We start from the raw sequence: 13,436 nt of genomic DNA on the forward strand, positions 1-13,436 counted from the left end.
ATGCTTTCGGAGGCAATCCTGGGAGACACGGCGCGGGTTTCGCAGAGCCGCGCTCAACCCGACGCCCGAATTCGTCTCGCCGCTAAGCGCTACTCGATCGCAATCCCGGACGCGTTCGCGAGCTCACGGCTGGTGCGAGCACCGAGTTCACCCGTTACCGGTAGCCGGTGGTCCTTCTCGAACCGCTCGATCGCCTGGCGGGTGGCGCTTCCCATGATGCCGTCGGCCCGCAAAGGCCCATATCCCAGCTTCTCTAAGGCGCGCTGACCCTGCTCGACCGAAAGAGTCGCTTCAGGCCTCCCTACAAAGCCGGGAGGGATCGGCGCCTCGCCGCCGGCCCGGATCAGTTCTGCGATCGGATCTCGTCTGGCTTCACGTGCAGGCTGTGTCGCCGGGCGCGGTACCGGAAGCGGAACGGCTGCCGGTGCGGGCCGTGGGGCTGCGACGGGCGCTGCCTCCGGTCTCGCCGGATCGGTGATCGCCTCTCGTGCGGCGCGAGGCGGATTCTGGACCTGCGTGGAGGGCTGCAGCATGGGGGCAGGATGTGGCTCGACGGCGGCTTCGGACACGAGAGGACGATTCGGCGGGAGAGGAGTCGGAGCCGCGTCCACCGCCTGGCGTGTTGCGAACAAGGGCGCGGGGTGACGAGCGGTCTGCAGCGCCAGCGCGTTCCAGGCAATCATGCCTCCCGCAGCCGTCAGCGCGGCGGCGAGTCCGAATTCTAGCGGATAGCGCCATGCAAGAGCGACGGCCTGGACAGCCGCTTGCCGGACCAGAGATGGCGGAGGTGACTGGCGGCCCGCTCGTCTCATGGGAGCAGCCTCGCGTGTAGGAATGGCAAGAGCACTTCGCACTGGTCTTCAATCCATCTTGAAAGCAAGCATACCGCAGACTGCCGGGATCGGGCTTGCGGCACTCCGCTCCGACATCGGGCTCTTGCCATGTCGTTCCGCCGGGAGACTCAGCATGGCCTCCGGTCCCTGGCTTCCGACGATCAGGGCGATCCGCCCATGGTGAAGGTCGGCCAATCCGCGGGCGACTTGAAGAGCGAGCCCTCCATCACCGAAGCGACCCGACGCAATGGCCCTGCCCGTCGGCGATGCAACACCGACCGTCAGGCACACACGCTCACCTTTCCGCCTTGCGCGCAATTCGAGCATTGTTCCGGCCGGCACGGCTTTTTGCACCATCTCTGCGAGCACCGTCAGCAAATCGCGGCATGCCCTGCGATCGATCCGTAACGGAGGGAGTCCGGGAGGCACGTCCGAGACGATTCGCGATGCATTCGGCGCCCAGGCATCTCCCAGCGCCTCCGTGAAGTCCTGCACTACCTCGTCGACGGCGACTGGTTCCAGCTCGATGTCGTAAGTCCCAGTCTCGATCTTCGACAGATCGCTCAGTTTCGAGACTGTGCCGAGAAGCGCACGTCCCGCGGAGCGAATCGCCTCGACGTAGGCCGGCGTTTCATCTCCGCGAGGCTGCACATTTCGGGCGCGCAGGAGATCGGCAAAACCCGCAATCGTTTGGGCCGGCAGGCGCAATTCCTGGCATGCCTGAGCGAGGAGCCTCGTCCGTGCCATTGCTCCCTGCTCGGCCGAACGCTTGAGACGCTCGAACTCCTGTGCCTGGACGACGTGATCCTCGATGCTTCGGGTCACGGCAACGACCGTAGCTTCGCCCGCGGACGCATTCGGCACGCGATGGGCCCGTGTTTCCATCCAGATCGCCTCCTGCACCGCTCGGGAATTCGCCCAGGTGTCAGGAACCGGAGCACCGGATGAATCCGCCCTGCCCGGTTTCTCGACTCGGAACCGTACCACGACGGGCTCGGATGAGCGCGCCGCATCACTGATCGCCCGAAGAAAGAGGGGCCTGTCCGAAGTGTGAATCCGAGCGAGCAATCCACGCTCCAGCAGAGTCGAGACGGGTACTCCCACGAGCCGACTCGCAGCGGCGTTGGCCTTCAGCACCAGCCCATTCCGGTCGTGCCAGGTGACCAGGTCATCGATCGATTCCAGGATCGACGAGTCATGCGCGACACGCAGGCTCAGCGCTTCTGCGATCAGGCCTTTCATTCGACGGTCCTGCACGGCGATCGAGAAGGCGTGGCCAATCGCGAGAGCCGTGCCGACCGCCAGAGCGATGGAGCCTGCTTCTCCTTTCGGAGGCGCGAGCCCGGCGGCGACGAGGACGAGAACGATCGCGGTTCCCAGGACGCTCACCACGGCAGCCGGCAAGATCGCCCGTTTGGCGCCGCAGAAGAGGCTGTCGAGTGGCACCACAAGGCCGAGAAGTGCCAGCGCAGCGACGAGATCTCCTCGCGCGGGAACGAGCAACAGCGCCAGCAAGCCGATCACGACCGAAACGACGCCCTGGCCTAGGACCATACGGCCCGTCCGCGCGGTCAACAGAACTGCGGCGAGCGGAGATGAGAGTGCGAGCACGGCAAGAAACTCAGTCAGGCTCGGGACGCCTCTGACCACCAAGTAGAGTGGCAGCGCGGCGAGGGCCGTGAGGGCAGACACCGCGCGCGCGACGATGAAACGCTCGTGTCGAGACCGCTCCGTCGGGCTCTGGCGTGCGGATCGATGTACTACGCCCTCCAGCCAGTCATCGATCCAACTCATCGCACCAATCGCCCGTATCAGCGGCCGCCCTCACTAACATCCGGGCGCCCGTTTCCTGGTGCGCGACCGTCGCAGAAGCCGCTTAAGCGAACCCTAAGCGGGCTGCCGGACCGGGCCTGGAGGGACCTCGCGAGCCAACGTTTCAGCTCCCTTGAACGAGGCGCGGCAGGGATTTTCGCAGGAGATCCCTATGGTGATCGCCTCGTGAAAATCATCCCTCAACCTTTCATTCATCCTGGATCGTGAATTCCGCCAACCCGGCCCGATGAGGAGTATTTTCCGGGGCCGACCGATTCATCGCGCCCCGGTTTGCCAGTGTTCTTCATTCTTCGAGTCGTCGCCGTCATCGGCCTGATCTTCTATCTGTCGCCCCTGCGCGATACCGGTTTCGAGGGGGCCGAAGCACCTGTCCCGACTGATCTTATGGGTATGCTGCGACGGCTTCCTCAACCCGTTCAGGATCGGATCCTCAACGAAGCCATATCATCGACATTCGCCTTGGGTGTTCCCGACAAGGGGCTGGAGGCGGATCCGGACCGGGCCCATGCGCAGGCCCGCGGACCTTATTCAGGCGGCATGCAGCCGTCGCAAACGACGTGCATGCCGCCTATATGCAGAGGGCATCCGGACGGACACGATGGTTCCCGATAAGGCTACGATGGTTCCAGATATCGACGAGATTCTCTCGAATTTCGAGTTCCTCGACGACTGGGAGGAGCGATATCGCTATCTGATCGAGCTGGGCCGCCTCATGGAGCCTCTGCCCGAGGAGGCGCGCACCGAGGCGAATCGGGTCAAAGGCTGCGCCAGCCAGGTTTGGCTGGAGACTCGGGTCGATCAGAGCGGCGAAGATCCGCGCCTGATCTGGCGCGGCGACAGTGATGCTCACATCGTCCGGGGCCTCGTTGCGCTGATGATAGCGCTGTATTCCGGCCGGACGGCGCGCGAGGTGCTTTCGACGGATGCGATCTCGCTTTTCCGCAACTTGGGCCTTTCAGAACACCTCACGCCTCAGCGTTCGAACGGCGTCCGCTCGATGGTCGATCGCATCCGGCACGACGCAAGCGCAGCATTGCAGTAGCTCCGGCCACGTGGGGCGGCCTGGAGCGGCTCCCTGTCGGCCCTCCGTCAGCTGCTGCGGCTGCCCCGGCGCTTCCGCCGTTGTTGGCCCAGGCCCATCTCCTTGGCGAGTTCTGAACGCGCCTTGGCATAGTTCGGCGCAACCATCGGGTAATCGGCGGGCAGACCCCACTTCTCACGATACTGTTCCGGCGTCATGCCGTACTGCGTCCGGAGATGGCGCTTCAGCGACTTGAACTTCTTCCCGTCTTCCAGGCAGATGATGTAATCCGGCGTGACCGACCGCTTGACCGAGATTGCGGGTTTCGGCGCCTCGGCTGGCACTTCTACCGTCCCGCCCCCCACTTTGAGTAGAGCGCCGTGCACTTCGTTGATCAACGAAGGCAGATCGGCTGACGGGACGGAGTTGTTGCTTACATAGGCGGAGACGATATCTGCCGCCAGTTCGATGTAATTTGTCGTTGTCGTCGTGTCACTCATTTCGGCTCAATTCCTTTCCGTTTCTAACGGATCGGGCGGCCCAGATAACGCCCCGAACTGCGGCTGTTCTTGCTAATTCGTCCGCGCGCTATGAATCCCGACTAGACTGTCCGTACCGGAACATGCCTCAGCCGCCTACCTGAGCCAGGAATTAAGTCATTTCGATTCCGGTTACAAGATACTTCATGCGAAAACTGTTCACGACTGATCATTAACTTCCTTTTGCTTGGGTAATCCTACGTCCGGTGCCCGCCGGTTGCCACAAGGGCAATGCCGCGCCACATCTGGCAGCGCCTCGCCGCCGCAGCCCGCGGCACCGCCCGAAACAGAGTCCGCATGATCGAGTCCTCCCAGCCTCACCCGTCCAGCCTGCTGCCCGAGCCACCGGTCGCCCCTGCCCACCCCCACCAGTTCGAGGTGCACGGGGTATCGATTCGGGATGACTATTCCTGGCTGAAGGCCGAAAACTGGAAAGAGGTCCTCAAGGACCCGGCCGCCCTGCCTGCGGAGATCCGCACGTATCTCGAGGCCGAAAATGCCTATACCGCGGAGGTGCTCGCGGATTCCGAAACTCTCCGCCGGGACCTCGTTGCCGAGATGAGGGGCCGCATCAAGGAAGACGACTCGACCGTGCCCAGCCCGGACGGGCCGTTCTCATACTTCTCGCGCTTCCGCGAAGGCGGGCAGCACCCTCTGATCTGCCGAAAACCCCGGGACCGTGACGGCGAGGAGATCCTCCTGGACGGCGACGCTGCTGCAGCCGGGCATCCGTTCTTCGATCTCGGGAGCGCGGAACACTCGCCCGACCATCGGCTTCTCGCCTGGAGCGCCGATGTGAAAGGGTCGGAATACTATACGATCCGCGTCCGCGATCTCGCGACCGGACATGACCTGGAGGACGAAGTCCCGAACAGCGCCGGCAGCGTCGTCTGGGCAGCTGACTCGGCGAGCTTCTATTACGTGGAGCTCGACGAGAACCACCGGCCGGTCCGGGTCAGGCTGCACCGCCTCGGCGAGCCGAGCTCGGCTGATGTCCTCGTGTATCAGGAGCCGGATCCCGGCTTCTTCGTCCATGTGGGGTCGACGCAGTCGGACGCTTTCGTGGTGATCGACTCCAGCGATCACGAGACATCCGAGGTCTATCTCATCGATCGCTCGGCCCCTGGCAGCGAGCCACGGCTGGTCGCCCCACGGCAGCCAAAGGTCCAGTACGACGTCGAGCACCATGGGGATCAGCTCCTCATCCGCACGAATGCGGACGGAGCCGAGGACTTCAAGCTCTGCACGGCGCCTCTTGCGACCCTGGGACGGGAGCACTGGTCCGACCTCGTTCCTCATCGTCCGGGCATCATGATCCTCTCGCACGTGCCTCTGGCGCGCCATCACATCCGCCTCGAGCGGGAGAATGCCCTGCCCCGGATCGTCGTGCGCCACATCGGATCGGGCGATGAGCAGGTACTGGCCTTCGACGAAGAGGCCTATTCCCTGGGCTTCGACGCAGGCTACGAGTTCGACACCGACATTCTCAGGATTCACTATTCCTCTCTGACGACCCCCAGTGAAGTCACCGACGTCGATCTGGCGTCCGGGACCCGGACCCTGCGCAAGCGCCAGGAGGTGCCGAGCGGGCACGACCCGGCCGCCTATGTGTCCCGGCGCATCTTCGCGACCGCCCCCGATGGCGCCGCCGTGCCGATCTCGCTGGTTTACCGGCGCGAGACGCCGATCGACGGCTCCGCACCATGCCTCCTCTACGGCTACGGCTCCTATGGAGCCTCCATGCCGGCATCGTTCAGGACGAACATCCTATCGCTGGTCGATCGCGGCTTCGTCTATGCGATTGCCCATATCCGCGGCGGCACCGAGAAGGGCTGGCGCTGGTACCTCGACGGAAAGCGCGAGAAGAAGCAGAACACCTTCACGGATTTCATCGCCTGTGCAGAGGCGCTCGCGGATCAGGAATTTACCCAGCGCGGCCGAATCGTGGCCCATGGCGGAAGCGCGGGCGGGATGCTGATGGGCGCCATCGCCAATCTCGCGCCGAATCTGTTCGCCGGAATCGTGGCGGAGGTTCCCTTCGTCGACGTGCTCAACACGATGCTGGACGCCGATCTGCCGCTGACGCCGCCCGAATGGCCCGAATGGGGGAACCCTGGCGAGGACGAGGCGGCCTTCCGGATGATTTCCTCGTATTCGCCTTACGACAACATCCGGCCTCAGAACTATCCGCCGATTCTCGCCCTCGGCGGTCTCACTGACCCGCGCGTCACCTATTGGGAGCCCGCCAAATGGGTCGCGCGCCTGCGCGCCACGATGACGGGCGGAGGCCCGATCCTCTTGCGGATCAATCTCGATGCCGGGCACGGCGGGGCAGCCGGACGCTTCGAACGGCTGGAGGAGGTCGCTCTCATCTATGCCTTCGCCCTCAAGGCCATCAGAGATTTCCGCCCGGCCCGGGAGGCTTGACCGGTAGGCCGCCGGGTTTCCTCCCGCCGAGGTTGACGGTGAGCAGAGGAGTCTGGATCTCGGGCTCCCGACCGTTAGGCGCTCTCCGACGGTGGCTCACCACCCGAGGCGATGAACGACTTGAGCTCGTCGAGAGACCCGAACCGGAACGTGCCGTGAGGCGTGTCCGCCTCGATCGAGCCATCGGCAAACATCACGTAGCGGTTGTCCCCGGACGTGTATGTCCCGATGACCGGTGAGATGCGCTCTTCGGAGGGCGGCTCGCCGCTCCCGCTCGTTCCGGATGTTGTTTCCTCATCCGCAGGGCCCGCCGGCGGCGATGGAGTTCCGGCGAGTTCAGACTCCACGCGGGTGAGATCGTCCGCGCGCCCTGCATCATGCACTGCAACCCAGCCAGCTTCCTTGGTGGCCGTTTCCTTCGCAAGGTCCGGTGAGCCTCGTTCATCCTCCCGGCGAACGGGCCCCAGGAGATCGTCAGGAAGGTTCAGACGAGTGCCGCTCTCGTCCCGGTCGGTCTGCTCCCTTTCGCCGACCGAAGGTAGAGTGGCGGCAAGCACCGATTCTGCCGAGCGTCCCCTCTCGGAGAGAAACAACGGAAGATTCGGCTGATGGTCCGGGCTGCTGCCCTCCTCTTCCTCTTTCGGTTCGTCACTCTGGTCCGCTTCATGCTCCTGGGTGGAGGGAGCGGTGAGACCTGTCGCGGCGAGCCCTCCTGCCGCGATCGCGGCGACGGGATCGATGGGAGGCGGTGCGATGCGTTCGAATTCGGCCCGCCCCCAGCGATCCCGGATCGTCACGAGCTCGCGGCGGAGATGTCCGAGCCGGAAGACGGTAGCGGCTAGCCCGAGCAGGATCGCTCCCCCGGACGTGAACACGCTGCCTGCAACGACGAGGGTCCAGCCGTGCTCCAGCAGTACGATGTCCCAGCCTTGTAGAACCGCCGCCAATCCGCCGGCGATCATCGCGAGCGCGATGATGAGAAGTGCAACGACCATTCCGTTCCCTGCGAGGCACCCTGGCCTCTCAGTCTTTTGCATAGGACAAATGGACGTACCGGGGAAGCTGTACTGTTGCCGTGACGCCACGGGAGTTCTAACTAGCGGCTGGACGATCCACGGAGGAGTTCACCATGTCCTTCACGCTGCCCGATCTGCCTTACGCTTATGATGCGCTCCAGCCCTACATGTCCCGCGAGACGCTGGAGTTTCACCACGATAAGCATCACCTTGCTTACGTGAACACCGGCAACAATCTGCTGAAAGGCTCCGAGCTCGAGGGGAAGAGCGTCGAAGAGGTCGTCGTCGGTTCGTACGGAAAGAACCAGGCGCTCTTCAACAATGCGGGCCAGCACTACAACCACATTCACTTCTGGAAATGGATGAAGCCGAATGGCGGCGGTTCCATTCCCGGGAGGCTCGAGAAGAAGATTGTCGAGGACCTGGGATCCGTCGACAAGATGAAAGAGGACTTCATCCAGGCCGGCGTCACGCAGTTCGGCTCGGGCTGGTGCTGGCTCGCCGTCAAGGATGGCCGGATCACCATCATGAAGACCCCGAACGGCGAGAATCCGCTGGTCCATGGCGCAAAGCCGATTCTCGGCTGTGACGTCTGGGAGCACTCCTACTACATCGATTATCGCAACCGGCGTCCCGACTATCTGAAGGCCTTCGTCGAGAATCTCGTGAACTGGGAACACGTCGACGAGATGTTCACCGAGGCGACCCGCTGAGCTGAAACCAGCGCACTGAATCTGGGACGGACCGGGGATCCGCCCGGCCGCGGGGCACCGTCAGGCCGGGCGGGCTACAAGCTCGAGGTTCCGCTCGGCCATGAAGAGGCCGAAAGCCTCCGAGCCCAGATAGGCAAGCTCTGCCGGACGGCTGTCCACGGCCGGATCGAGATCTCTCAGGGACGGATCCACATAGCCCGGATGGCACATGATCACCGGCCGTAGCCCAAGGCTCGTGAAAGCCCGCGTGATCACGCGCTCGGCCGGCATTTTCGGATCGAGAGGGCTGAACCCGGAAAATCCGTCATTGGTCATGAATCCGGCCGCATTGGCAGCGGCCCGGAACCCGATCGCGAGCCCTTTGACGAGGAGAGCCTTGTTGGCTCCGACCTCGCGGCGAATGATCTGGACTGCTCCGTCGGAGGGGTCGCGGAGCCAGACCTCTCCGCCCAGGCCTCGCTCCGACAGAATGGAGAGCAGGCTGTGCCGAATCACCGGCAGTACGTGAATGTGCTGGTGGCCGTCCACGAAGTCGGGAGCCTGCCCCATCGCTTCGATGAACGCTTCCAGTTGGCGATCCAGCTCGGCCCGGATCTCGTGCCCCGGCAAGCGTCCCGTGAAAGCTCTCTGAATGATCTCCTGAAGGCGCGGGAACTCGCCATTCGGGCACAGGAGCGGCATGTCGGCCAGCGGGCGGCCGGCCGTCAGGTTCAAGTGAAGCCCGATGCCTCGGATCCGTCGGAAAGGGGCGAGATCCGGAGCGAGACTCTTCCACTCCGGCATGTTGCTCATCACGCTCGTCGTGGACAGGCGCCCTGCCCCGAGCAGCTCGAGGATCCCTCGACTGACGCCTTCGCTCAGCGCATAGTCGTCGGCGCAGAGAACGACTTTTCTTCCTGCGACCATCCCGTTCCTCACCCGGTCTTGCAAACTCTTGTCAGCATAGGGCAAACCGCAATCCCGCCACGGAATCCGGAGATCCGATCCGGGAGCCTTCACCCGGGCGTCTGGACAGGTTCCCCGACGCCCACAAGAGTCGCGGATCGACGATGTCGCGGAACGCTGCTGAACGTCCTTCGGGCACCGGGTCCATCAGGAGCGCCGCCTTGGCCTCGCCCGAACTGAGCATCATCATTCCGGTCCTCAATGAGGGGGCCAATATCGAGCCCCTCTGCGATCGTGTCACGCCGGTTCTCGACCGGGCCTCCTCGAACTGGGAGATCGTTTTCGTCGACGACGGCAGCAGCGATGACACCCTTGCCCGAATCCGGGCCCGGAACCAGCGTGATCCGCGCATCGGCGCGGTTTCCCTGAGCCGGAACTTTGGAAAGGAGATCGCCCTTGCGGCCGGCCTCGATCACGCGCAGGGGCGCGCGGTCGTGATCATGGATGCCGACCTGCAGCATCCACCCGAGATGATCGAGACCTTCGTGCAATACTGGCGCGAAGGCTATGTCATGGTCTACGGCCAACGGACCGACAGGACCGACGAAACCCGCCTCAAGCGGAACTTCGCGCGCCTCTTTTACCGCCTCTTCCAGCAATTCGGCGAAGTGCCTCTGCCCGAAGGAGCCGGCGATTTTCGGCTCATCGACCGGCGCGGGGTCGAGGTCTTGCGCACGCTCGGCGAGCGGGCGCGCTTCTCGAAAGGCCTCTATGCATGGATCGGCTTCAAGAGCATCGGCGTTCCGTTCGTCATCGAGGATCGTCAGCATGGCGCCACGAAATGGAGCTTCCGGAAGCTGTTTCGCTTCGCTTTCGACGGCATCACGTCCTTCTCCACGGTCCCATTGCGCGTGTGGACCTATCTCGGCCTGCTGATCTCGGTCGCGTCGATCGCAACGGCGCTGTATTTCCTCCTGCGGACGCTGCTCTTCGGAACCGACCTGCCGGGCTTTCCGAGCCTCATCGTCTCGGTCATGTTCTTTTCCGGAGTTCAGCTGATGTCGCTCGGCATCATCGGCGAGTATGTCGGCCGCATCTTTGCGGAGGTAAAGCGCCGGCCTCTTTACGTGGTTGCTGAACGCGTCGGCCATGCCGATGAAGCGGGCGATATGCTCGCACGAAATAGTCGCAGCGTTCGGCGGGCCTGACCGGTGCTGCGCAGAATTCTCTCCGTCGGCGGCTTCACGCTGCTGTCCCGCGTGACGGGCTTCGCGCGCGACATCGTGCTCGCGGCCATCATCGGTGCGGGCCCGATCGCCGATGCGTTCGTCGTCGCCCTGCGCATTCCAAATCATTTTCGCGCCATCTTCGGCGAAGGCGCATTCAACAACGCCTTCGTTCCAACCTATTCGCGTCTGCTGGAAACCACCGGACCGGGCTCGGCACGGACCTTCTCGGGTCGCATCACGACATTGATGCTGCTGATCCAGATCGTTCTCCTCGTCCTGGCCCTGCCGGCGATGCCCTTTGTGGTGTCGCTGCTCGCTCCCGGATTTCCGGAGGATACGACCCGATTCGATCTGGCCGTGACTTTGACGCGCATCACCTTCCCGTATCTCCTCTTCATGACGCTCGTGACGATCCTCTCGGGCGTTCTGAATGCGCACGAGCGGTTTGCAGCAGCTGCGGCCGCACCCGTCCTCCTCAACGTCTCGATGGTCGCAGCGCTTGCGCTGGCGGCTTTCTTCCCCACCGCCGGCCATGCCGCAGCCTGGGGTGTTGCCTTTGCGGGATTGCTCGAGCTCGGGCTCGTGCTCGGGGCCGCTTGGCGCGCGGGAATCTCCCCCCCGCTGAAACGTCCCGTCCTCGACCGTCCGATGCGGGATTTCTTCCGCACCCTCGGGCCCGCAGTCGTCGGATCGGCCGGCGTCCAGATCGCGATGTTCGCCGATACGATCATCGCCTCGTTCCTGCCGGTCGGCGCGGTCGCCTCGCTCTACTACGCCGATCGCTTGTACCAGCTGCCGGTCGGCGTCATCGGCATCGCCGCCGGGACGGTCCTTCTTCCGGAAATGAGCCGTCGCGTGGCCGCAGGCGACGTCGCCAGGGCCCATGCGGCGCAGGCCCGGGCGATCGGGCTGACCGCTGCCCTCGCCGCGCCCTTCGTCATAGCCTTCCTGGCGCTCCCCGATCTCATCATGCGGGCCATGTTCCAACGCGGCGCCTTCGACGTGGAAGCGGCTCAGCGCGCCGGCCTGGTTCTGGCCGCTTACGCCACGGGGCTTCCGGCCGTTGTCCTGATCCGGTCGGCGGTGGCCAGCTTCTATTCGCGGGAAGACACGAAGACACCGCTCGTTGCGTCCCTGTCCGGCGTTGCCGTCAACGTCCTCGCAAAGCTCGCTCTCACGGCGCAGATGGGCGTTGCCGGCCTCGCGCTCGGGACGGCCATCGGCGCATGGGTCAACTTCGCCCTGCTCGTCATCCTTGCCCGCCGTCGGGGCTGGATGACGTCCGCCCCCGTGCTTCGCCGCGGCCTCGCGGCCGTCGGGATGGCAGCAGCCGGTCTCGCCTTCGTGGCGCTCTTCCTTCCGCAACACCTGCGCCCATTCCTGGCAAGCCTGCCGGCCTGGCGGGACGAAACCCTGCTCGGGCTCGTCGGCGCAGCGGGAGCTATCGCCTACGTGATCCTGCTGGCTCTGGGCTTCCGCCTCTTCAGAGTACGGTTCGCGCGACGTTAGGGCGCTCTCGCCCCTGTGAAGTTGCCGTGTGGTTCCCGCACCTTCTGTCGTCACTGCGCGCCGCAGGCGCGACGCACTACCCATCCCACCGCACTTCCGTCCTTGCGAGCCGAAGGCGAAGCAATCTACCCGTCGACGGATGTGCTCCTGGATTCCTCCGCTCCCCTCGCAATGACGAAAAGCGCGAGGCGAGCCGTGACTTCCAAATACTCAGCACTCATGCCAATTGACCCTCGGCACCGAACAGGCGGCAATCCTCCCGCATGACATCCGACGTCTCCGCGCTTCGTCTCGCCCTCGGCGGCCTCCTGTCCCTTGCGGTCGCCATGGGGATCGGGCGCTTCGCCTACACGCCGCTCCTTCCTGAAATGGTGGCCAAGATACCCCTGTCGAATACTGCGGCAGGGCTGCTCGCCTCTTCGAATTTTCTCGGCTATCTCCTCGGCGCGCTCGCGGCCTCGCTTCCTGCCTTCTCGCAGCAGCGCCGCGTTCTTCTTTGGGCCTTTGCGACGAGCGGCATCACCACCGCATTGACCGGGGCATCTTCCGAAATCTGGTTTCTTCTCGCAGTGCGCTTCGCCGGCGGTGTGGCCAGTGCGTTCGTGTTCATTTTCGCGTCTTCCATCGTGCTGGCGCGCCTTGGCGAAATGGGACGCCCAGGTCTCACGGCCGTTCACTTCGCGGGAGTGGGCACGGGCATTGCCGCCTCGGCGGCACTCCTCGCAGCTCTGTCGGCCGTTGATTTTGGCTGGCGCGGCGCGTGGCTTGCGCTCGGTATCGTCTCGCTGGCCGCTCTTCCGGCGGTGGCGCAACTCGTGGCAACGGCGCCATCCGGCGATCGAAGGACCTCTGGCCCGGCAACATCTCTCGATCTCACATGGCCGCTGGTTGCTTTGATCGTAGCCTACGGGCTCTTCGGGTTCGGCTATGTCATCACGGCAACTTTCCTCGTCGCGATCGTCCGCGCGACAGCCGAGATGCAGGCCTGGGAAGAGACGATATGGATCCTGTTTGGACTCGCCGCGATTCCGTCGGTCGCCCTCTGGTCGCAGCTCGCCATGCGCGCGGGTACGTTCGGCGTCATGGCGCTCGCCTGCATCGTCGAGGCCGTAGGAGTCGCTGCGAGCGTTCTCGTTCCTTCGCTCGCAGGCGCTATCCTGGCGAGCCTCTTTTTAGGGGGCACTTTCGTAGGCATCACGGCGCTCGGGCTTGTCGGCGCCCGCAGCCTGTCAAGCTCGGATCCGGCCCGCGTGACGGCCTTGATGACGGGATCGTTCGGAGCCGGGCAGATCGTCGGCCCCGCCTTCGCCGGCTTCGTCGTCGAGCGGACCGGGAATTACGTAGTGCCGACCCTCGCGGCGGCCTTGATGCTGCTTGTGGCAGCCGCGCTTTCGTTCGGCATCGCGCGGGTCCGACCCGCCCCATGAGAGG

At 64.3% G+C, this 13,436-nt stretch carries 11 protein-coding genes; 6 read left to right on the forward strand and 5 right to left on the reverse strand.

Going from position 1 to position 13,436, the window contains the following annotated elements; all coding sequences use genetic code 11:
* Positions 1-89: 89 nt before the first annotated feature.
* Complete coding sequence (locus BN1233_RS42810) at positions 90-812, reverse strand: peptidoglycan-binding domain-containing protein (RefSeq protein ID WP_048707847.1); 723 nt, start codon at positions 810-812, stop codon at positions 90-92.
* Positions 813-860: 48 nt separating this feature from the next.
* A complete protein-coding gene (locus BN1233_RS11925; RefSeq protein ID WP_046863721.1) occupies positions 861-2,627 on the reverse strand; it encodes a sensor histidine kinase in 1,767 nt (588 codons plus the stop codon).
* Positions 2,628-3,264: 637 nt separating this feature from the next.
* Here BN1233_RS11925 and BN1233_RS11935 point away from each other — a divergent pair.
* Positions 3,265-3,708 carry a SufE family protein gene (locus BN1233_RS11935; protein WP_244470683.1) on the forward strand — a complete coding sequence of 148 codons (444 nt, stop codon included), beginning with the start codon at positions 3,265-3,267 and terminating at the stop codon, positions 3,706-3,708.
* Positions 3,709-3,755: 47 nt separating this feature from the next.
* Here BN1233_RS11935 and BN1233_RS11940 read toward each other — a convergent pair whose 3' ends face one another.
* Positions 3,756-4,187 carry a Ros/MucR family transcriptional regulator gene (locus tag BN1233_RS11940; RefSeq protein WP_046863724.1) on the reverse strand — a complete coding sequence of 144 codons (432 nt, stop codon included), beginning with the start codon at positions 4,185-4,187 and terminating at the stop codon, positions 3,756-3,758.
* 336 nt (positions 4,188-4,523) lie between these two features.
* Here BN1233_RS11940 and BN1233_RS11945 point away from each other — a divergent pair, with 336 nt between their 5' ends.
* Positions 4,524-6,653 (forward strand): S9 family peptidase, encoded by a 2,130-nt coding sequence (locus tag BN1233_RS11945; protein WP_046863957.1) that lies wholly within the window; start codon positions 4,524-4,526, stop codon positions 6,651-6,653.
* Positions 6,654-6,727: 74 nt separating this feature from the next.
* Here BN1233_RS11945 and BN1233_RS11950 read toward each other — a convergent pair whose 3' ends face one another.
* Positions 6,728-7,648 carry a hypothetical protein gene (locus BN1233_RS11950; RefSeq protein WP_046863725.1) on the reverse strand — a complete coding sequence of 307 codons (921 nt, stop codon included), beginning with the start codon at positions 7,646-7,648 and terminating at the stop codon, positions 6,728-6,730.
* A 134-nt stretch (positions 7,649-7,782) separates the two neighbouring features.
* On the opposite strand from BN1233_RS11950, the gene BN1233_RS11955 reads away from it, so the two are divergent.
* Positions 7,783-8,382, forward strand: a complete 600-nt coding sequence (locus tag BN1233_RS11955) for a superoxide dismutase (protein WP_046863726.1) — start codon at positions 7,783-7,785, stop codon at positions 8,380-8,382.
* Between the two features lie 60 nt (positions 8,383-8,442).
* Here BN1233_RS11955 and BN1233_RS11960 read toward each other — a convergent pair whose 3' ends face one another.
* Complete coding sequence (locus tag BN1233_RS11960) at positions 8,443-9,288, reverse strand: ChbG/HpnK family deacetylase (protein WP_046863727.1); 846 nt, start codon at positions 9,286-9,288, stop codon at positions 8,443-8,445.
* Between the two features lie 200 nt (positions 9,289-9,488).
* On the opposite strand from BN1233_RS11960, the gene BN1233_RS11965 reads away from it, so the two are divergent.
* The 3 genes from BN1233_RS11965 to BN1233_RS11975 all read left to right on the forward strand — a co-directional run bounded on the left by BN1233_RS11965 (position 9,489) and on the right by BN1233_RS11975 (position 13,432).
* The gene (locus BN1233_RS11965; RefSeq protein ID WP_244470684.1) at positions 9,489-10,475 is read left to right on the forward strand and encodes a glycosyltransferase family 2 protein; all 987 of its coding nucleotides are present in this window, start codon (positions 9,489-9,491) and stop codon (positions 10,473-10,475) included.
* Positions 10,476-10,478: 3 nt separating this feature from the next.
* Positions 10,479-12,005, forward strand: coding sequence for a murein biosynthesis integral membrane protein MurJ (gene murJ / locus BN1233_RS11970; protein ID WP_046863728.1), 1,527 nt, complete (start codon positions 10,479-10,481; stop codon positions 12,003-12,005).
* 263 nt (positions 12,006-12,268) lie between these two features.
* A complete protein-coding gene (locus BN1233_RS11975; protein ID WP_046863729.1) occupies positions 12,269-13,432 on the forward strand; it encodes a YbfB/YjiJ family MFS transporter in 1,164 nt (387 codons plus the stop codon).
* Positions 13,433-13,436 lie beyond the last annotated feature (4 nt).

Source organism: Microvirga massiliensis (assembly GCF_001006805.1).
GTDB lineage: Bacteria > Pseudomonadota > Alphaproteobacteria > Rhizobiales > Beijerinckiaceae > Microvirga > Microvirga massiliensis.